This window comes from Pacificoceanicola onchidii (genome assembly GCF_004804335.1).
Taxonomy (GTDB): Bacteria; Pseudomonadota; Alphaproteobacteria; order Rhodobacterales; family Rhodobacteraceae; genus Pacificoceanicola; species Pacificoceanicola onchidii.
In genome coordinates this window covers 24,983-44,614 of the sequence record NZ_SRXY01000011.1, presented here as the reverse complement: position 1 = coordinate 44,614, position 19,632 = coordinate 24,983, and the positions used below count along the sequence as shown (strand labels likewise).

Annotated in this window: 17 protein-coding genes and 1 pseudogene; 12 read left to right on the top strand and 6 right to left on the bottom strand. The window is 58.8% G+C overall.

Annotation, left to right across the window (positions count from 1 at the left end; all coding sequences use genetic code 11):
• Positions 1-25 precede the first annotated feature (25 nt).
• Together E4662_RS22440 and E4662_RS22435 are read right to left on the bottom strand one after the other, a co-directional pair.
• A complete protein-coding gene (locus E4662_RS22440) occupies positions 26-1,135 on the bottom strand; it encodes an L-dopachrome tautomerase-related protein (protein WP_136443875.1) in 1,110 nt (369 codons plus the stop codon).
• A gap of 129 nt (positions 1,136-1,264) precedes the next feature.
• Positions 1,265-2,386, bottom strand: a complete 1,122-nt coding sequence (locus tag E4662_RS22435) for an L-dopachrome tautomerase-related protein (protein WP_136443874.1) — start codon at positions 2,384-2,386, stop codon at positions 1,265-1,267.
• A 267-nt stretch (positions 2,387-2,653) separates the two neighbouring features.
• Between E4662_RS22435 and E4662_RS22430 the strand changes: the two genes are divergently transcribed.
• The 12 genes and pseudogenes from E4662_RS22430 (at position 2,654) to E4662_RS22380 (ending at position 15,314) form a co-directional block, all read left to right on the top strand.
• Entirely contained in the window at positions 2,654-3,529 is an 876-nt protein-coding gene (locus E4662_RS22430) for a helix-turn-helix domain-containing protein (protein WP_136443873.1), read from the top strand.
• Positions 3,530-3,656: 127 nt separating this feature from the next.
• Entirely contained in the window at positions 3,657-4,037 is a 381-nt protein-coding gene (locus E4662_RS22425; protein ID WP_136443872.1) for a hypothetical protein, read from the top strand.
• 102 nt (positions 4,038-4,139) lie between these two features.
• Positions 4,140-4,277 (top strand): hypothetical protein, encoded by a 138-nt coding sequence (locus tag E4662_RS24185; RefSeq protein ID WP_168798054.1) that lies wholly within the window; start codon positions 4,140-4,142, stop codon positions 4,275-4,277.
• A 65-nt stretch (positions 4,278-4,342) separates the two neighbouring features.
• Positions 4,343-5,434, top strand: coding sequence for an NADH:flavin oxidoreductase/NADH oxidase (locus E4662_RS22420; protein WP_136443871.1), 1,092 nt, complete (start codon positions 4,343-4,345; stop codon positions 5,432-5,434).
• A pseudogene (locus E4662_RS24545) lies at positions 5,335-6,853 on the top strand (aldehyde dehydrogenase family protein). The gene E4662_RS22420 and the pseudogene E4662_RS24545 overlap by 100 nt, the downstream one beginning before the upstream one ends.
• 63 nt (positions 6,854-6,916) lie before the next feature.
• Positions 6,917-8,497: an acetolactate synthase large subunit gene (locus tag E4662_RS22410; RefSeq protein ID WP_240705298.1), complete on the top strand. Its 1,581-nt coding sequence runs from the start codon at positions 6,917-6,919 to the stop codon at positions 8,495-8,497.
• Between the two features lie 10 nt (positions 8,498-8,507).
• Positions 8,508-9,662 (top strand): iron-containing alcohol dehydrogenase, encoded by a 1,155-nt coding sequence (locus tag E4662_RS22405; protein ID WP_136443870.1) that lies wholly within the window; start codon positions 8,508-8,510, stop codon positions 9,660-9,662.
• A gap of 8 nt (positions 9,663-9,670) precedes the next feature.
• The gene (locus E4662_RS22400) at positions 9,671-10,471 is read left to right on the top strand and encodes a poly(R)-hydroxyalkanoic acid synthase subunit PhaE (protein WP_136443869.1); all 801 of its coding nucleotides are present in this window, start codon (positions 9,671-9,673) and stop codon (positions 10,469-10,471) included.
• Positions 10,468-11,574: a class III poly(R)-hydroxyalkanoic acid synthase subunit PhaC gene (gene phaC / locus E4662_RS22395; RefSeq protein WP_206080344.1), complete on the top strand. Its 1,107-nt coding sequence runs from the start codon at positions 10,468-10,470 to the stop codon at positions 11,572-11,574. The genes E4662_RS22400 and phaC overlap by 4 nt, the downstream gene beginning before the upstream one ends.
• Before the next feature lie 4 nt (positions 11,575-11,578).
• Positions 11,579-13,498: an acyl CoA:acetate/3-ketoacid CoA transferase gene (locus tag E4662_RS22390; RefSeq protein WP_136443868.1), complete on the top strand. Its 1,920-nt coding sequence runs from the start codon at positions 11,579-11,581 to the stop codon at positions 13,496-13,498.
• Positions 13,495-14,391 (top strand): alpha/beta fold hydrolase, encoded by an 897-nt coding sequence (locus tag E4662_RS22385; protein WP_136443867.1) that lies wholly within the window; start codon positions 13,495-13,497, stop codon positions 14,389-14,391. Before E4662_RS22390 ends, E4662_RS22385 begins: the two co-directional genes overlap by 4 nt.
• 260 nt (positions 14,392-14,651) lie before the next feature.
• Positions 14,652-15,314: a TetR/AcrR family transcriptional regulator gene (locus E4662_RS22380; RefSeq protein ID WP_136443866.1), complete on the top strand. Its 663-nt coding sequence runs from the start codon at positions 14,652-14,654 to the stop codon at positions 15,312-15,314.
• 229 nt (positions 15,315-15,543) lie between these two features.
• Here the strand turns inward: E4662_RS22380 and E4662_RS22375 are convergent, their stop codons facing one another.
• From E4662_RS22375 to E4662_RS22360, 4 genes are all read right to left on the bottom strand, one after another.
• Positions 15,544-17,370 carry a BCCT family transporter gene (locus tag E4662_RS22375; protein ID WP_136443865.1) on the bottom strand — a complete coding sequence of 609 codons (1,827 nt, stop codon included), beginning with the start codon at positions 17,368-17,370 and terminating at the stop codon, positions 15,544-15,546.
• Between the two features lie 541 nt (positions 17,371-17,911).
• Positions 17,912-18,340, bottom strand: a complete 429-nt coding sequence (locus tag E4662_RS22370) for an acyl-CoA thioesterase (protein WP_136443864.1) — start codon at positions 18,338-18,340, stop codon at positions 17,912-17,914.
• An 85-nt stretch (positions 18,341-18,425) separates the two neighbouring features.
• The gene (locus E4662_RS22365) at positions 18,426-18,776 is read right to left on the bottom strand and encodes a putative quinol monooxygenase (RefSeq protein ID WP_136443863.1); all 351 of its coding nucleotides are present in this window, start codon (positions 18,774-18,776) and stop codon (positions 18,426-18,428) included.
• A gap of 28 nt (positions 18,777-18,804) precedes the next feature.
• Positions 18,805-19,587 (bottom strand): nitrilase-related carbon-nitrogen hydrolase, encoded by a 783-nt coding sequence (locus tag E4662_RS22360; RefSeq protein WP_136443862.1) that lies wholly within the window; start codon positions 19,585-19,587, stop codon positions 18,805-18,807.
• Positions 19,588-19,632: the final 45 nt, after the last annotated feature.

Here is a 19,632-nt window from a genome sequence, read left to right as displayed (position 1 = left end):
AGCCATGTTGGCCACGGGGAGTTTCTTAAGGCTGAATTTTCACGATGCGAAACGGGCGGATGCTTTCATCTTCCCCTTCGTTCAGAACCGGGTTCGCGTGCAGGTGGTTTTGCGTCCCATAGACCGCCCCATCCGGCCCAATGGCGAGGCCATCAACCCAGCTCAGAAGGACATCGTCCTGAGCAACAACTTCGTAGTTTCCGGCCGTCGTGACGCCAATGGCGCTGTTCACCACATCGGTGATGTAAACCTTGCCGCCACCGTCAACCTTGATCCCATCTGAAGAGGCTTTAGGACCATAAAGCTCAACCTTCGCTGACATCTCTTCGTCAGACATGTCCGACGCAAGGTGCTCGGCTTTGATCCGCCAAACGGTCTTGCCGTTCACGCCGCCATAGTAGACCCACTCGTTCTCCGGATCGATGGTGATGGGGTTGAGGCTCAGCTTGTAAGGAACGGAGTTCCCGGCCTCATCCTTGGTGCCCACCAGCGAGCCGTCGATCACGATCTCATGATCCTCGGGGATGAAAGACTTGTCACCTTCCATAGCCCGCCGCGCCTCTCCGGTTTCGAGGTTCACGACAACAATCGCAGGACGCGCATCCGCCGGGTCCAGCGTGAACGTCATGTCGGCGATGTAGGCCATGTTGCGTTTGTCATCGAGCGCGAAATCCTGAAGAAACGAAATCGGCAAATAGGAGTCCTGCGGCAAAGGCACCCGCGCATGAAGCTCGTTTCGGACAGTATCCCATGCCATGAACTGCGCGCCCTGCAGCGGGCCGCCCATGTCGAGCACCCAGACAACCCCATCGGGATCAGTATCAATTCCAACGGTCTGCGTGATCCCGACCAACCCCTTCTCCGGACCATCGGCCCAATCCATTGTCGGCCACGGCACCTGTGTCCCGGATGCGGTGACCTCCATCATTCTGATCGGCGCGTTGTCCAGCGGGTGCATTGTGGCAATGACCCTCCCCTGAGGCGTCACGGTCAGGTTCGCGGGGCGAATGTCGTGGAACTCTGAAACCACCTGAACCTGAAGGCCCGAAGGCGCGTGGCCATCAGCGGCGGCGACGGTTGCGCCAAGCGCCAGCAGGCTGGCGCAACAGAGTGCGTTTGTTGTGTGTTTGAACATGGTTCCCTCCCATTTTTGGTTGAAAGAGAATGGCAGGAAGTCGGTCTTCGGTCTTTCGCACCGCGCTGCAGCGATTTGGCAGATTGAATACCAGAGGTGCTGCCAGGCGGACCCGGCAGCACCCTTTTCTCAGCGTCCGATAATGCCTGCAGCCAGCGGCGGGAAACGGAAGATATAGAACGGCGCTCCGGACTTATCCTCTCCGTCGTTGAACAAAGCCGCTTCGGAGATCTGCGCCGCCGACACGTACATGTGCCCATCGGGGGAGTAGCTGACGCCGTCGGGCCAAATCAAATTCGGCGCGGAGGCGTAGCGTCGGTACTCTCTGGTATCAGCCGGGATAACCCCGACAGATGTCACTTCGACCTCGGTGAGATACAGGTTCCCATCCATGTCGATGGACAGGCCGCCGTTGTTGGGCTTTTCGGCGTATTTTTCGACCCGATTGCCAAGCTCTTCATCCGACAAATCGAGGTTCATCAGATCGGCCATCTTCAGACGATAGATCCAACCCCCGTTCAGCGGACCATAGTAGAGCCACTCGGAGTTCTTATCGAGCGCAATACCATCCGCGCCCACCTTGATGACAGCCTGTCCGCCATTGCCGTCCGGAACGGTCAGATCTCTGCCGTTCACGGTGATCGGCACGTCCTCCGGCAAAGTGCTTTCATGTCCTTGCAAGACCCGGCGGGTGGTTCCGGTGTTCATGTCGACAGTTACGAGAGCTGCGATCGTGCCATCGCCACCCGGCCCGATGCCTTCGTCGGCAATCACGAAAACACGGTTGATCGGATCGACGACAAAATCGTTGTGCTGGGAGCCCTGGATCGAAACCGGTTCCGGAATGTAGTAGATCCGCTCCAAACTATCGGTGCGCGTGTCCCAACCGACAATCTTCGGAGTCAGACCGTGACGGTGGCCCATATCCAGGATCCAGATAACGCCGTTCTCATCGCCCCTCAGCCCAAGAACGGAATCGAAAAAGTCATCCGTACCCTCGCGCGGCGTATTCCAGCTTTCATTTGGAAATGGCGTGAAACCTTTGCCATCGGCGTTCAACTCGGCGACACGGACGTCGGGTGAAAAGAACGGATGGTGGCTAAAGAAAACCCGGTTGTCAGGTGAGAAGGTCACATTGCCGACTGAGTAGGGAAGCTCGGCAATGACCTCGGCTTCCACATCCTGCGCCCCCGCCGCCGACGACAATGAAATGCAACTCAGCACTGCCAATGTGGCAAATGTCTTCTTCATGATGTTCCTCCCTTGGCGCGTTTGCGCCTTTGCATTGAGCTTTGGGAGACTAGGGAACGAACGCGTTTTCTGCTTTGGCAATATGCGCAAATGATTTGCCGTTTCGCACCCCGATCTCGCGCCTCTCTGCGGCAGCTCAACGATTATTGGGAGATTCCGAAATATGAATTTTGAACTCACCAAAATATTTGACGATTTGCGTCGGCGACGACTAGCCTTGGAGCGGAAAAACCGCATGGGCGGACAGTGTTCGTCAGGGAGGCATGCATGGAAACTGTTGAAAACGTTGCACCAATGCACGCGCTGCGCCAGTACCTGCAAAGCCGGTCCGCAACCCGACCCATGGCGCAGGAACTTCGGTCCGCCTTCGGCTCCGTCACCTACAGAACCGATCAGCTTCACCGCCACGACTACTTCGAGATCTACGTCCTCGAGAAGGGGCAGGGGCTCTGCGTTGCGGACGCGGTATATTATCAGGTGAAGCCGCAGTCCGTCTTTATCGTCCCGCCGGGGACCATGCATTTTTGGGAGAACAGCGATGGGATGGACGGCTTCATCGCGCGCATTCCGCTGATCGAAGGGCACGCATTACTCACCAGGACAGAGATCTGCCCCGAGGTGTTTCAGGTTGATCCCGGTGTCCATCCGCACCTGTTGTCACTGCTGCGCTGGATCGTTGCAGATGATCCGACAGATGATACGCGCCGGACGCCGATGTCCCGCATGAGATGGAAGCTGTTGTTCGAGTGCCTTTCCGGCGAAGCGCAGAAGTCGCTGCAGAACCCGGACAGCTCATCGCAAAAAGACGTCTCAGCAGCATTCATGTCGACGCTTGAACGAAAATATCACCTTCGGTGGGGCGTCCAGGATTATGCAAAGGCGTTGAAGGTCAGCCGCAGCAGTTTGTTGCGCGCGACTCAGGCCGCTTACGGATGCTCTCCGGCCGAGCTGATCCAACAGCGCACGCTGAAAGAGGCGGAGCGCTTGTTGACAACCACGGACCAAACCTGCGCGGAGATCAGCGAAGCCCTTGGCTATTTGAGTCAGGCGCAGTTCACGCGGGCATTTTCCGGTCATTTTCATGAGGCCCCAACGGTCTACAGGCGCAATCGCATGGAAGATGCCGGAACGGCCAGTTCCTGAGACAACCAAATGCAAGGCGTCAAATGCCTGAAGAGCGACGCTAAAGACGTCCGCCATGGATCTGCGACACCCTCGTGAAAACGGAGCCGCTTGACGGCCATTCACTGCGTACCTTGGGGGGAGTTACATGAGCTTTCTGCGCCCCGACCATGCCCTTCCTTCCACCATGGATGCGATTGGCCATAGTCGGCACCGGCCGGTTTTGACCTACAACAAGGGCAAACCAAGAGGCGCGACGGGGCGGACTTCAGTACTCAAGAGGCGCTTTAATATTGCCTTAGCAATATCAAAGAACTTGTCTTTGATCAGTGCAGGTCGTCTAGCGAGCGAGCCCAATCCACAGAAGAGGCTCAACAATGCCGCGGCCCGCTTTACCAAAATGCGCAATGCACATTGTTTTCAAGCGCTTTCGGAAACAGATTACTTGCCCAAGATGACGGATCGCCTGAACAAGTTCAACCCAGCTCAACAACCCAACACATCTGCGCCGCAAAGTGATTCATCCTGAATCACGTTGACGTAGCAATATGAATCAGCTTACGCTAAGCAAATGCTCTGCCACGCGCTTTGATCCCGGGCGGAAGTCAACCAAGCCTTGGGAGTACACCAGATGGCAGAAGGATATGCCGACGAATGTCATGTGTCGCGCCCGAGCCGAGAAAAGAAACCAACAACGCTTCGCTTCCCGTTCGGTCTGGTGTTCAGTTTGATGGTAAAACGTTGGCGTGCTTCTGACCTGAACCTCTGAAGACGCCGCCTGCAGCAACGCACGCCAAACGGCCAGAATTTTTCATCTTAACAGTGAGGGGCAACATGACTCCACTTTTGTTCCAGCCGATTGAGCTGCGGGACATGACGCTCTTGAATCGCGTCGTGCTGCCTCCGATGACGCAATACTCTGCCAAGGAAGGCGTGGCTTCCGATTGGCATCTCATGCACTTTGGCCAGTTCTCAGTGGGCGGTTATGGAATGGTGTTCACGGAAAGCACCTATGTCGAAGCTCATGCGCGCAACCATCCGGATTGTTTGGCGCTGTACTCGGACGCGCACGAAGCGGGGCTGCGGAAGGTCATTGCTTTTGTCCACGAGAACTCGGACGCCAAGTTTTGCGTCCAGCTGTGTCACGCTGGTAGAAAAGCGGCGCATAAACCGCACTGGGATGGCGGCGGCCCGCTCGAAGGCGACGACCGGTTTCCAACCTATGCGCCATCAGCTATCGCATTGAAGGAAGGCTTTCCGGTGCCGTTGGAGATGAGCACAGGAGACATTCAGGCGGCGATTGAGTCTTTCCAGGCGGCTGCGATCCGGGCTGATGCCGCTGGCGCGGATTGCATAGAGCTGCATGGCGCCCACGGCTATCTCGTGCACCAGTTCTTGTCGCCGCTCTCAAACCAGCGGACCGACCGCTACGGCGGCTCTTTGGAAAACCGGATGCGGTTCGGTCTCGAACTGTTTGAAGCGGTGCGTGGCGTGTGGCCAGAGGCCAAACCGATGGGCGTGCGGATTTCCGCAACGGATTGGGTGGATGGCGGTTGGGACGTTGACGGGTCGATCGCATTTGCCAAAGCGCTTGAGGCGCTCGGGTGCGACTACCTGCACGTATCGAGCGGGGGCAACTCCCCGCTGCAGAAGATTGAACCGGGACCAGGCTACCAGACCGTGTTCGCCAATGCGATCCGCGCAGAGGTCGCGATGAAAGTCATCACGGTGGGTCAGATTGTGAGCCCGCATCAGGCCGAAACCATGCTGCGCCTCGGCGCTGCAGACATCGTGGCAATCGCCCGGCAATCTTTGTTCAACCCGCGATGGCCGTGGCACGCGGCCAAAGAGTTGGGCGTCGATCTGGTCTATCCAAAGCAATACGAAAAAGCCCATCCCACGCTGTGGCGTGGCACGATGCCGTGAAGGTGGAGAGCGCCGTGAGCATTTCTGTTTCAAACAAGTATTCCGGGGCGTTTGTGACCGACCTCGCGGCTGCCACGTCCGAAGATGTTGAAGCGGCTCTCGCCTCTGCTCATGACATCACATGTCGCCGCGAACACATTCCCGCTTTTCGCCGCGTTGAGATTCTGGAGCGCGCGGCGGCGATGATATTGGCGGATCGTGACCGGCTGGCGATGCAGATTGCGCTGGAGGGAGGCAAGCCGCTGCGGGATGCGCTGGTTGAGGTGGATCGGGCGGCGCAAAGCACGCGGTTGGCTGGGCAGCTTCTGGTCGGTGAGCGGGGGCAGGAGATCCCGATGGATCTGAGCGCGGCGGGCGATGGCCGGATCGCTTTCACGCGGCGAGTGCCGATCGGGCCCGTGGTGGCCGTCAGCGCGTTCAATCACCCGCTCAATCTCATCGCGCATCAGATTGCCTGCGGTTGCGGCGGACTGCCCGGTGATCGTCAAGCCGTCCCTGGCAACGCCGCTGTCCTGTCTGGACTACGTGCGCATCCTGCGGGAAGCGGGCTGGCCCGAAGACCGGTGCCGCGTTCTTCTGGCGTCGAATGACGATGCCGAGGCGCTGGTGACTGATCCGCGCGTGGCCTTCTTCAGTTTCATCGGCTCGGCGCGCGTTGGCTGGTCCCTGCGCAGCAAGCTGGCCGCAGGCACCCGCTGCGCCCTGGAGCATGGCGGCGTTGCGCCGGTGATTGTGGCCGAGGATGCGGATCTGGAACTGGCCGCGCAGGCGATCACAAAAGGCGGCTTCTACCACGCCGGGCAGGTCTGCGTGTCTGTCCAGCGTGTGTTTGTGGTGGGGACAGTGGCCGACCAGCTGGCCGAGAAACTTGTCGCGGCGGCGTCCAAACTAAAGACCGGCGATCCGGCACATCCGGAGACCGATGTCGGCCCGCTCATCGCGGAACGCGAAGTCCAACGTGTCGGCACATGGGTGGATGCAGCGCGCGAGGCTGGCGCGGCGCTCCTGTGCGGCGGCGAACCTGTCGGCACGACCTGCTACGCCCCCACAATTTTGCTCGATCCTCCGGACAGCAGTGAAATCGCCCGTCAGGAAGTCTTTGGCCCGGTGATTGCACTCTTCCGCTGCGCCTCTCTGGGTGACGCCATTGCGCGGGCCAATGCGGTCGAGGCGTCGTTTCAGGCCGCAGTGTTTGCCCGCGACCTCGACACGGCGCTGGAGGTCTCGGATCGGCTGAACGGCTCCGCGGTCATGGTCAATGACCACACCGCCTTTCGCGTTGACTGGATGCCATTTGCCGGCCTCGGACCCTCAGGTCTGGGCACCGGCGGCATACCGGGCACCCTTGACGATATGACAATCGAAAAAATGACAGTGATCCGCCGGCAAACCCCGGCGGCGCTGAGCGCTACACCATAGGAGATCGGTATGAAAGCCTCAGAGTTGTTCGTGAAATGCCTCGAGAAATAAGGCGTCGAATACATGTTCGGGGTCCCGGGCGAAGAGAACATTGACGTGATGGACGCCTTGATCGACTCCAAGATCAAGTTTGTCACAACCCGTCACGAGCAAGGCGCGGCCTTCATCGCGGATGTCTATGGGCGCCTGACGGGGCGTGCCGGTGTTTGCCTGTCGACGCTCGGGCCCGGCGCAACAAACCTCGTCACCGGCGTAGCTGACGCGAACATGGACCGCGCGCCGATTGTCGCGATTGCGGGGCAGGGGTCCACGGACCGGATGCACAAAGAGAGCCACCAGATCCTCGATCTGGTGAACCTGTTTGATCCGATCTCAAAGTATTCCACACAGATCCGGGAGCCAGAGATCATTCCCGAAATCGTCCGCAAAGCGTTCAAGACCGCCGAGGCCAAAAAACCGGGATGTTCGTTCATTGACCTGCCCGAGAACATCGCGAGCACGGACATTCCGGACATGGAGCCTCTGCGCAAACAATCGCCCCAGCCGCCCACGGCCCCGGTTGGCAAATGTGCTGCGGTTGCGGCCCTGATTACCGACGCCATGGCTCCGGTCATCATGGTTGGCAACGGCATCATCCGCGATGGCGCGTCCGAGGCGCTGGTGGATTTCGCCGAGAAGCTGAACATCCCGGTGGCGACGACCTTCATGGCCAAAGGCGCCATGCCCCAGAGCCATTCCCTGAGCCTCGGCACCATTGGCCTGAAGGCAAAGGACTATGTCTCCTTCGGTGTTGAGGCCGCCGATCTGGTGATCTGCATTGGTGTCGACATGGTCGAGTACCATCCGGCCTTGTGGAACCCGAACCGCGACAAGCGGATCATCCACATTGACGACAGCCCCGCCGAAGTTGATGCGCATTACATCGTCGAAGCCGGTGTGATCGGGGTCTTGGGAGACTCGCTCGAGCGGATCGCACAAAAGGCGCGGCGTCGTCCTGACAGCGAAATTCACAAGCTGCACACCGTCATTCAAAGCGAGATGGCAGAGCACGCCCAGGACACGGAGTTTCCGGTCAAACCGCAGAAGATCGTAAGGGATCTCAGAAACGCTCTCGAAGAGGACGACATCGTGATTTCCGATGTCGGCGCGCACAAGATGTGGATGGCGCGGATGTATCAGGCCGAAGCGCCGAACACCTGTATCATCTCGAACGGGTTCGCCTCGATGGGCATCGCGCTGCCCGGTGCGATTGCCGCCAAGCTGGCCTACCCGGATCGCAAGGCCGTGGCGGTTTGTGGCGACGCCGGGTTCATGATGAACAACCAGGAAATCGAAACGGCCATGCGGCTGGGTCTCGACCTGGTGATCCTGATCTTCAACGATAGCAAATATGGGCTGATCGAGTGGCACATGGACCGCCATTTCGGGCGAAACACCCAGGTCGATTTCACCAATCCCGACTTCGTCAAGTTCGCAGAGAGCTTCGGGGCCAAGGGGTATCGTGTCGAGAAGACCGAGGACCTGCTGCCGACGCTGCAGACCGCGCTTGGTGACGGGACGGTCTCAATCATCGATTGCCCGGTTGATTACCGCGAAAACATGAAACTGACAGCCAAGCTCAAGTCCTTGGCGTCCCCGATCTGAGGCAGGTGCGATGAAATCATTCAGTTTTCAAACAACCCGTTCAGTTTTGTCAGAGGCCGGGGCCACGGCAGAGATTGGCAAGATCCTTGCAGCGCGGGGATGCCGGAAAGCGGCCTTTGTCACGGACAAGATCATCCTCGAACTTGGGCTGGCCGATGTCGCGCTGGAAGGGCTCAGGATCGCGGGGCTTGATGTGTGGGTGTTCTCGGAAGTGCGCGCGGATCCGCCTCAGGAAATGATCCTGTCGGCAGTTGAACAGGCCCGGTCCGAAGCCGTGGATTGCGTAGTGTCGGTGGGCGGCGGGTCGTCACTGGACACGGCCAAGCTGATCTCGATCCTTCTGAACACCGATCAGCCGATTGACGAGATGTACGGCGTCAATCTGGTACGGGGCGACCGCCTGCCGCTGGTTCTGGCACCAACCACCGCCGGAACCGGCTCCGAGGTCACCCCGATTTCCATTGTGACCACCGGCACCAATGAGAAAAAAGGGGTGGTCTCTCCGCAGCTCCTGCCCGACTGGGCCATTCTGGACGCGGAGCTGACGGTCGGCCTGCCCGCTGCCGTGACGGCCGCGACCGGGATTGACGCCATGGTCCATGCCATCGAGGCTTTCACGTCGAAGCGCTTGAAAAACGTGGTCTCGGACTGTCTGGCGAAGCAGGCGCTCGAACTTCTGGGCGCGAACATCCGAACCGCATGTTTTGACCCGCAAAACCTCGATGCACGGGGCGATATGTTGATCGGCTCAATGCTCGCGGGGATGGCGTTTACCAATGCGCCCGTGGCCGCGGTGCACGCGCTGGCCTATCCGCTGGGCGGGCATTTCCACGTGCCCCACGGGCTCTCGAACGCTCTGGTTCTGCCCTACGTCATGGAGTTCAACATGCCGGAGGCCGAGGGCCTTTATGCTGATCTTGCGCCCATCGTTTTTCCTGAACTGGCCGGAAAATCCACTGCCGCCCGTGCAGAGGGCATGGTCGAAGGGTTCAAGGCGCTTGGCCCAGAGCTTGGCATGCAAAGCCGCCTGACGGAGGTGGGCGTGAACCACAATCACCTGCCGATGCTGGCCGAAGACGCGATGAAACAGGAACGCCTGCTCATCAACAACCCACGCGAGATGACGCTTGAAGCGGCACAAGCCATCTACGAACAAGCGTTGTGAGGCGCGATATGGGCGACGACACATCTTTCAACAACCCTTTCATGGCCTCCTGGATGGAGGCGCAAGCCCAGCTGTGGAAGGCGCAGGCCCCGTTTTGGGATGCCATCAACACTGCCGCGCCGGACATGGGCCAGACCGACGAGATCTGGTCCAAGGTTCTGGAGCAGGGCAAGGCCATGTCCCGCCAGCTTGGGGCCGCGCTTCCCATGGCCAAGGCAGACGGCATCGCCGCGGAGGTGATCGAACGCATGTTCGATCCCGGGCAGTTCGTCTTTGCCGGATCGGATGAGGTCAACAAGACGATCCAGCAGCTCGTAGATGGATCCAACCTCTCGGATCTCGCTTCGATAGAACGCCAGCAGCTCAAGACAACCGAAGAATGGCTGCGTTTGAAGGAGGCAAGCTCCGCCTACCGCGTGGTCACCGCCAAAGCCTGGATGCGCGCGCAGCAGCGCTTTGCAAAAGAGGCCGGCGCGGATCCGGCATCCTGGGGGCAGGACGCAGGCGATCACCTGAAGCGCTGGCTGGACATTGCCAATGAAGAGCTGATCGCCACGCAGCGCACCGGCGATTTCCTTGATGCGCAACGCAAATTGCTGCGCGCCGGGGTGGATTACAAACTGCGGGAGCGGGAGCTGGTCGAAGCCTGGTGCGCGCGCCATGCCATACCCACCCGGACAGAAGTCGATGAGCTGCACGCACAGGTTCATGTGTTGCGGCGCGATATGCGACGCCTGAAAAAAGCTGCGTCCTTCGGGAAAGCGCAGAGCAAGAAACCCAACCCCAAAGCCAAGGGCGCGCGCTCATGACCCCGGACAATGCACCGAACCTGCCGAACCCCATGGCCGAGTCCCTTGAGTTCTATACGAAACTCGCAAAAAGCGCACAGGCCATTTCTGAGATCGACGACGACGAGATTGATGTCGGCGCGACACCCAAAACGCTCATCCATCAGGATGGCAAGGTGACGCTGCACAAATACAATCGTCTGGAAGGCGTCGAGGTTCAGACCGGGCCGGTCCTGATCGTCTATGGTCTGATCGGGCGCTACACCATGGCCGATCTTCAGGAAGACCGGAGCCTTGTGCGCAATCTGCTGGCGCGTGGCGTCGATCTCTACGTGGTGGACTGGGGCAATCCTTCGCGGACAGACCGATATACCACGCTTGATGACTACGTCGGCTGGTTCATGGATGACTGTGTCGACGTGATCTGCGAGCAGGCCGGGGTCGACAAAGTCTCGCTGCTTGGTATCTGCGAGGGCGGCGTTTTTTCGACGCTCTATGCCGCCACGCATCCCGAAAAGGTCAAGAACCTGATCCTGACCATCACCCCGATCGACTTTCAGGGAGATCTCGAAGACGCCGACGAAACCCATGGGTTTCTGAACCTGTGGACCCGCAATCTCGAGGACGAAGACATCGAGCGTATGATCCAGGCCTTCGGGAACCTGCCGGGCGAGATCATGGCCAGTGTTTTCCAGATGATGACGCCCATTCGGACGCTGACGAAATACAATCTGGATCTGGTAGAAGCGGCCTCCAACGAGAAGAAACTGCTGAACTTCCTCAGGATGGAGCGATGGCTGGCGGATCGACCGCATCATCCGGGCGCGGCCGCCCTGCAATGGCTGATCGAGCTCTACAAGGAAAACCAGCTGATCCGGGGCACGTTCGAGCTCTTCGGGGAACGCGTGAATCTGGCCGACATCACGATGCCCGTACTCAACGTGTACGCGCTCCAAGATCATATCATCCCGCCGCCCTCTTCGCAGGCGCTGGAAAAGTATGTCGGCACCTCGGATTACACCGAGATCGCGCTGCCCGGTGGGCACGTTGGCGTCTATGTCAGCAGCAAAAGTCAGGGCATCGTCAGTGACGGCGTCTTCGACTGGCTGAAGAAGCGAGGCTAGCGCCATGCCTACGCAAAAGCTGGTGACGGCCGCGGAGGCAGTCTCTGTCATTCGCGACGGCGATACCGTCTGCGTGTCAGGTTTTGTCGGCATTGGCACGCCGGACGAGCTCTTGATCGCGCTCGAAGACAGATTCCTGAAAACCGGCCACCCCAAGAACCTGACACTGGTTTTTGCGGCGGCGCCGGGAGACGGGAAAGATCGCGGCCTGAACCGGCTGGCCCATCCCGGATTGGTCAAACGGGGGGTCGGGGGGCATTGGTCGCTTGTGCCGAAGCTCGCGCAGATGGCCATGAACGGCGAGATCGAAGCCTATAATCTACCGCTTGGCTGTGTCAGCCAGCTCTACCGCGAAATCGCCGGCGGCAAGCCAGGGATGCTGTCAAAAGTTGGCTTGCGAACCCTTGTTGATCCAAGGTTGAGCGGCGGGAAGATCAACGATCGGACCACGGAGGATCTGGTTGAGCTGCAAAACTGGAATGGCGAAGAGTGGCTTTTCTACAAGGCCTTTCCGATTGATGTCGCCCTTCTGCGCGCAACGACGGCGGATCCCATGGGCAACGCGACGATGGAACGCGAGGCGCTGAAGCTCGACACGACCGCGCAGGCCATGGCGGCGCATAACTCCGACGGCGTGGTGATTGTTCAGGTCGAGCGGATGGCGGTTACCGGCTCGCTCATGCCCAAACGGGTCATGGTGCCCGGCGCTCTCGTCGACGGGTTGGTAATCTCCGAGCCGGAAAACCATCGGCAAACCTACGCAACACCCTACAATCATGCCTTCTCCGGAGAGCTGCGCCAGCCGCTCGACCAACTGGACCCGATCCCGCTCGATGAACGCAAGATCATTGCACGGCGGGCGGCGATGGAGCTACCCATCGGCGGTGTTGTGAACCTCGGGATCGGCATGCCCGAAGGAGTCGCCGCAGTTGCCGCCGAAGAAGGCCTGCTGGACCACGTTACGCTCACCGCCGAGCCGGGCGTCATAGGCGGGCTGCCGCAGGGCGGCATGAACTTCGGGGCCGGCCTCAACCCGGACGCGATTGTGCCGCAAAGCACCCAGTTCGATTTCTACGATGGCGGTGGTCTGGACATGGCCTGTCTTGGAATGGCCCAGACGGACCGCCATGGCAACGTCAACGTGTCCAAGTTCGGCCCGCGCTTTGCCGGGGCAGGCGGCTTTATCAACATCTCGCAAAACGCCAGCCGCCTTGTGCTGGCCGGCACGCTGACTGCGGGTGGTTTGAAAATCGCCCTGGAGGCAGGCAGGCTGCGGATCGCCCAAGAAGGCAAGGTGCGCAAGTTCGTGCAGGACGTCGAGCAGATCACCTTCTCCGGCGCCTTTGCGGTCGAGACCGGGCAGGAAGTTCTCTACGTGACCGAACGCTGCGTCTTTGGCGTTGGCAGGGCGGGGCTGGAACTGCTGGAAGTAGCCCCCGGCATCGACATTGAAAAGGACATCCTGTCGCAACTGGACTTCGCGCCAAAGATGGGCAACGTGACCACGATGGACCCGCGTATCTTTGCCCCCGACGCCATGGGGCTGCGGGCCGATTTTCTCGATGCCGAGATACAGAACCGGATATCCTTTGATCCGGACCGGCGACAACTGAAGGTGAACTTCCGGGGCTATACCCTGTCGGACCCCGAAGACCTGACACGGCTGAGCAACACTGTGAAGGCACTCTGCCGCGGCTTCGAGCAACAGGTCGATTGCATCGTGCATTACGATGGGTTTTCCCTCGCGCCGCATCTGGAAACGGCGTATCAAGATGTGATCGCGGAGTTGGAAAAAACCTTCTACCGCAGCGCCACGCGGTTGACGAAAAATCCGTTCCTGCGCAGCAAATTCGGCGCTGAACTGGCCAAACGGGATGTCAGCGCGCGCGAGATCTCGAATGCCATCGTATCACGAGCAGAATGAACAAGACCAACGATATCAGCCCCGAGACAATGCCTGACACCGTTTCCAAAGTCCGCTGTGTCTCCCGGCACGGCTTTCACGACGTGGCTTACAGCGACTGGGGCGACCCTGATGCTCAGGACTGTCTTGTTTGCGTGCACGGCCTAACCCGCAACGCGCGCGACTTCGATCAGGTTGCGCAGGCGTTGTCGCCGCAGATGCGCGTCATTTGTGCAGACCTGGCCGGGCGCGGGCAAAGCGACTGGCTCCGGGACGCCAGCGACTACAATCTGCTGCAATACAACATGGACATGACCACCTTGCTGGCGCGCACGGGGCTGCCGCAGGTGGACTGGCTCGGCACGTCGCTCGGCGGCCTGATCGGGATTTCCCTCGCGGGCATGGAAGGCTCGCCCATCCGCCGCCTGATCATCAATGACGTGGCCCCGGAAATCCCCTACGCGGCGCTGCGCCGGATCACCTCCTACGTGCAGACAAAAACCGAGTTCGAGACGCTGGACGATGTCGAAGCGCACCTGCGCGAAACGCTCTCCCCCTTCGGCCCGATGACCAATGACGACTGGGCAAAAATGGCACGTACCAGCGCGTTCGAGACCGAAACCGGCTATCATCAACACCATGATCCCGGCATCATCTCAAACTTCCGCCGCTACTTCATGTTCATGCACTTCAACATCTGGAAATACTGGGATGCCATCACCTGCCCGGTTCTGATCCTGCGCGGAACACAATCCGACTTCCTGACAGAACGCCTGCGCGACAAAATGCTCGAAAGACTGCCCCACGCATCGGTGATCGAATTCGACGGCATCGGCCACGTACCAACCCTCAACACACCGAGCCAGATCAACGAAATCAAAGAGTGGCTCGCGGACACCGACGACCAAAAATAGGGTAACCCAAGTCGGTTCACCTTAACCCGCGCCATACCAAACGCCCGCGCATAATTGATTGTTGTCGCGTCTTGGCTCGCTCTTTTCGACGCGTCAAAGATCTGAAGCCAGATGATCCGTCTTGCATCAGTTTCCGTCTTTCGCCGGATCGCTCCGTTTCGCCCGGTTTCACAATGCACTAGGGTAGGACCAAACGTCAGTGTTCACCGCATTGAACCCCGACCGAAAGCCGTGCCTGCATTGCAAAACAAGCCTAGTAAATGACTGAAACCCAAGCAGAACCCTCCAAGAAGAAACGGACACGGCTCTCTCCGCAAGAGCGGGAACACCGGATCATCAACGGTGCCATCGAAATCGTGTCCGAACGCGGGTTTTCCTTCTCCACACGCGAACTTGCGGCGCATCTGGGGATCAGCCAAAGCCTGTTGTACCGCTATTTTTCCACCAAGGAAGAAATCATCGATAAGATCTACGACCGGGTCTACATGGGGCGTTGGAACCCGGAGTGGGATGAGATCCTGGTGGACCGTAGCCGCAGCATGCAAGATCGCCTCGAAACCTATCTGAGCGACTATGCCCGGGTAGTTTTGCAAAAAGACTGGGTGCGGATCTTTCTGCTGTCAGCCTTTGATGAACCGGTCATCTCGCAGCGCTACATTGCCATGCTGCAACGGCGCATATTCGAGCCTATCCTAGCGGAACAACTTCAGGCCATGGGGCTGGAAGAACCCAAAGACCCGAACGACAGGGCAATGGCGATGGAGCTGATCTGGAGTTTTCACTCCAGCTTTTTCTATCTCGGTGTCCGGCAATGGGTTTTCAAAGTGCCGCCTTCGGTGGAAGTCGACCAATATGTCGCGGCGCGTGTGGGATCGTTTCTGGCGGGCTTCTCGAAGTTTCTGGAGAGCGCCTGCGCGCGTTGAACCACAGCGTCTTTTGTCAACGTCTGAGCAGTCCCTCCGGCGCGATTTGTATGTAGCCTAGACTGGGCTGCGTTTGCGACCCACCTAAATCTCCGGTAATCTGTCTTATGTTAAAAGTGTCGCAGGCTCGCACACACCTTGCCACGCGAATTACCAAGGGTTTGCGCTGAAGGCGCGACATCATACGCCCGATCTACAAACCGGGCGTATGACAGAGTGCTCTCGAACCCTACTCGGCAGGTTCGGCGTCACGCACGCCGTGCTTTTCGCGCTGACCATCCCGGAACAGGGCTTTGGCAAGCGCGAGACACATCAATCCCATCACCATCGTAAACGGCAGTGCCCCGATGATCATGGCATTGCGGAGCGCATCCAGCGGATTGTTTTCCCCCGCCGCCATGATCAAGGCGCCGATAACAGCCGTGAGGATGACACCCCAAACGATCTTGTGCTTGTTTCCGATCTCCTGGTCGCCGCCCGACATGATGGTGTTCATCACCAGAATGCCAGAGTCTGCCGAGGTCACAAGGAAGGTCATGATCAGCACCACGCACATGACGGTGATTGCTGTGAGCAGACCACCAGAGATCATCTCTCCCAAGGTGACAAAGAGCTTGGCCGTGTTCGAAGCGCCAATGATGGCGCCGTCAGCACCGCCCGTGAGTTCCAGGTCAATTGCCGTGCCGCCCAGGATGGTCATCCAGGCAAAGCAGACCAGAGACGGCGCGATGACACAGCCGATAATGAACTCGCGCACCGTGCGGCCTTTGGAGATACGCGCAAGGAACAGGCCTACAAACGGAGAGAATGCGATCCACCATGCCCAGTAGAAGGTTGTCCAGCCAGACTGCCACCCAAACTGCCGACCTTGTTCGCCTGCCGCATACACCTGCGCGAGAACGTCCCCTGACAAGGCCGCCGCGTCGCCTTCAAGGCCGGACACGAACCCATCATAGCTGCCCCATGGGCTTGTCGCGCCACCACGCAGAGCATCGGCAAACGGCGCGGCCTCTGCCGGCAAGGCCGTGGCAAAATCGGACGCTGATTGCGGACCATGGGCTGAGAAGCTCAGCGACAAGAAGTTGAAGACGTAGTCAACCATGGCCGATGCGTAGGTTGTCATTGCAAAGAGAAACGATCCAAACACAACAAAGGTCAGCAGCAGGACCAGCGACAGCACCAGATTGAGGTTCGACAGGTACTTCACGCCCCGCCCGACACCGGACACGGCGGAGATGATGGACAATCCCATGATGACCACAAGACCGGCAATCAATCCGACTGCGCCCGGCTTGGGTGCGTCTCCGGTCAGATCCATGATCCAGGCCATGCCTGTGATCGCATAAAGCCCGTCAATGAACTGCGACACGCCGTAACCGATGGTCACCGACACGCCAAGAATGGTCGCGACAACCCCGAGAACGTCGACCACATGGCCAAGAAACCCGTTCATTGCGCTGCCGAACAAGGGCGTCAACGCGGTGCGGATCGTGAGCGGCATGTCGCGGGTGTAAGCGTAGTAGGCAAGGCTGAGCCCGGTGACGACGTAAATCGCCCAGGCATGGAAACCATAATGCAGGAACGTGTAGCGATACCCGGATTGCAAAGCGTCTTCGGTGTTGGGTTCGACCGCTTGTGACAGGACAACGGGGTTGGACCCCCACAGTCCCAGTGGCTCGGCGGTTGCAAATACCATCAGACCAACACCCAGACCGGCACCAAACATCATCGAGAACCACGAGAAGTTGGAAAACTCCGGCGCTTCGCCAGACGATCCCATGATGCGGCGGCCCGTGCTTGGGATGATCGCAACAGCAATCAAAAAGAAGAAGAACACGCCAACGATCACGACGTAAAACTGGTTGAAGATCGCAAGCAGTTGGGAGTTCCAGCTGCCCAGGGTGCCGTTTGCATTGGCCGGAAAGATCAGCGCCCAGAGCACCAGGCCGACCATGATGGCTTTTGAAAAGAGTGCAATCTGAAGACTGTGACCCTCATAGAAGCCCCTGTCTTGGGTTGTGACCTCAAGGTCGGTGAATGGGGGTTTTATCGTCATGTTCGTCTCCCTGATTGTTGGCTTTGGCTACAGGTCCGGAACAAGGTGCCCGCCCCGCATGTCTTCGTGTAATTTTTGGTCGCTGTTTCCCCGGACGTCAGAACTCCGCTTCGAACTCCAAGGCACGGCCCACAGCGTCCGAGCCAAGCGCTGAAGGCTTTTTCAATCGCGCAACCTGTGTGTTCATCCCGGCCCGAAATTTCCGTCAGGCCCTCAGAAAGGAGCAGTTGACGGTATCCTTCAATTCGAAAAAAACTCATTTTCAGGTGAATCAGATTCATCTTTTCCGCGCTGAAAACCGACAACCCAGTTCTTCCTCGATGCGATTCAGGGTGTTGTCTTTACGCCGATTGGATTGCACATATCAGTTGAGCACCCACACCGGCGGGAGCCCGCTACCTATGGTGAACACAGGTTTGCCGTTCTATCTCATGCAGCCTGCACTCTGACCGGCCAAAGCAAGCGGCTCCGGCTTGGGTTTGACCAGATGGCCAGCAGGTTCCCTAGGCTTCGTCAGTACCGACGGCGGCCCGAGTGCCTGTCACAAGTCGGGGATCTGCCTCGGATTTCCATCTTCGTCCAACGCGACGAAGACAAAGTCGGCATCGGTTACTTTGTTGGCCTGTTTGCCAAATCGGGGGCGTGCCCAGACATCGACATGAATGCGCATCGAAGTGCGGCCCACATGATTGAGAGTGGCATAAAGTGTCACCTCATCCCCAACCTTGACGGGGCGAAGAAACTGCATCGCTTCGACCGCGACGGTTGCCCCTCGGCCCTGAGCCACCCGCCCAGCCATGTTTCCAGCCGCCAGATCCATTTGAGACATGATCCACCCGCCAAATACATCCCCCGCCGGATTGGTGTCGGCGGGCATTGCAACCGTTCGAATGACAAGAACACCATCGTCCTGCTGGCGGCCGTGAAGGCTCCGGAGTCGTGCGCGTTCTAAAGGCGTCTCGTTGGCCATAGGTGCTACCCTGCGTCTGTCTTGGCCCTTAGGAAACCTAAAGGGCCGAGGCTTTTGTCCCCGGCCCTGACTTTATAACCGGCGATCACCGCGCAAAGCCACCAAAAGGCTTCAGTTCTTTTGGACCCAAAGCGGCATGCTTGTCTTTGATGCTTTGGGGGATGTTACCGATGTAGACCATCCGTGTCGCGGGCGCAGCCGCCAACCAGCGTTCGGCAAAGTTGTTCCAGTTCTCAATATGAATATGCGCGGATTGTTCGTTTGCGAAACGTTCATACACCAGAACGTCGCCATCATCGGCAACATAGTACTGGTAGTTGAGCGTGCCGCCTTCGGCACGGGTGGCCTCTACGATCTCTTCTACAATGCCCTTGAAGTCATCGCGCTTTCCATCCGCGATCTTGGCTTCAACGATCCATCCGATGTTGTCGAACATTCTCTTCTCCTCCCAGAGAGTTGCTTGCTTAAAGTGCTGAGGTCGGCAGACCGATATCCAGCGTCGCCGTCAGAATCCCGGGGGCTTCCTCGGCGGCCACAACCACCTGTCCGGTCGGATCGACGATCATCGAATGACCCCAGCTTTTGAAACGCCCTTTGTCGAACATCCCACATTGGTTTGCGGCCACGATGTAGGCCCCTGTTTCCCGCGCGCGCTCTTTCAGAAGGCGCTCCCAATCACGACGTCCCGTCGTCTGGGTGAAGGCGGCCGGCACCATGATGACCTTCGCGCCGTTGCGCCTCAGAGCTGAAAAGTGATCGGGAAAACGCACGTCATAACAAATCGCGTGCCCAAACGTCACGCCATCCACGTCAAACGCGATAACTTCATCCCCGGCGGACAGGTGAGACGCTTCGTTGTGGACTACACTGTCCGCCAGGGCATCCCCCTTGATCTCGAAGAGGTTGATCTTGCGATAGGTCGACAGGACCTCGCCTTGGCGGCCGAACATCACGCTCGTATTGTAGAGCTGATCGTCATCCGAGAGTTCTATGAACCCGCCAAGGTGAACGAAAATCCCATGGTCCTTGGCCAGCCTCGCGATCGCCTTGATCGCTGCGCTGTCCTGCAAGGACTGAGCGCGTTCGCGAGACGCATCCCGACTCCCTGTCAGGCAAATAGAGTACTCCGGTAGTGCAACAAAATCACTTTTGTGATCCACCGCGGCCTGGCGTGTCAAAGCGACGATCGCGTCAACATTGGCGTCGATGTCGTCTTGCGAATTGAGTTGGATAACTGCGAATCTCATGCGCCCTAACCTGCGCACCTCATATTGTTACGTCAATATAAATCT